General features: G+C 69.7%; 1 protein-coding gene and 1 pseudogene. Both read right to left on the minus strand.

What is annotated here, in order from left to right:
• A pseudogene (locus tag L0P92_RS44690) lies at positions 1-213 on the minus strand (polysaccharide deacetylase family protein); the annotation flags it as partial.
• Positions 210-872 (minus strand): polysaccharide deacetylase family protein (locus L0P92_RS44695; RefSeq protein WP_234768847.1); only part of this gene is annotated, 663 nt, incomplete at its 5' end. The gene L0P92_RS44695 and the pseudogene L0P92_RS44690, both read right to left, overlap by 4 nt.

Below are 872 nucleotides of genomic sequence, written 5' to 3' on the forward strand. Positions count from 1 at the left end.
GAGCGGGGCGGTCAGGCCCCAGCGGCGGTAGGGCTGGGCGGTGTGCGTCGGCCCCTTCGCCGAGCGGGCGCTGTACGACCTCCCGTCGGACTGAGCCGCCTCGGGAGCGACCGTCGCCGTCGGCCGGGCGCAGCCGGTGAGCAGGGTGGACGCCAGGACCACGGCTGCCAGGACCACGGCGGCCGGCCCGCGCGGCCCCGGCGTCTGCCTCACAGGTAGTCCTCCAGCCGGGCCACCGCGTACCCCTCGGCCGTGACCTTGTCCAGGAACCGGCGGATCATGTCCGGCATTGTGCCCTTCCAGTCGTCCCTGCCCCGGAAGTGCGTGAGGACGATGTCACCCGGTCGGATCCTGCGGTCCCACTCGCGGTAGTCCCAGTGGTCGACGAAGACCTCCTCGTTCCACAGCGGGACGTACTTGACGCCGCACGACTTGGCGGCGCGCAGACTGTCCCGGTTGTAGTTCCCGAACGGCGGGCGGAACAGCAGCGGGCGCTTGCCGTAGCGCTCCTCGATCACGTCCTGCATCGCGCAGATCTCGTACTGCTGGCGGCGGTAGGAGAGCCCGGGGAGGTAGGGGTGGTGGAGGGTGTGGTTGTTCAGGGCGACGCCGTCGCGCTGCATCCGCTTGAAGTAGCCGTAGTCGTCCTTGATCAGGTAGTCGCTGAGGAAGGCGGTGTACGGCACCTGGAGGTCGTTCATCATCCGCAGGAACGCCGGGTCCTTCTCGGCGCCGTCGTCGATCGTGAGGAAGACGACCCGCTGCCTGGTGGGGATGGTGGTGAAGACCGGGGGGAGGCCCAGTTCCTCGTGTCCGTCGACCTCGAAGCCCTCGCGGGTGGTGATCTTCGGCTTGGTGGCGGGGGGCGGTGG

It is taken from the genome of Streptomyces muensis (genome assembly GCF_021474425.1).
GTDB classification, from domain to species: Bacteria; Actinomycetota; Actinomycetes; order Streptomycetales; family Streptomycetaceae; genus Streptomyces; species Streptomyces muensis.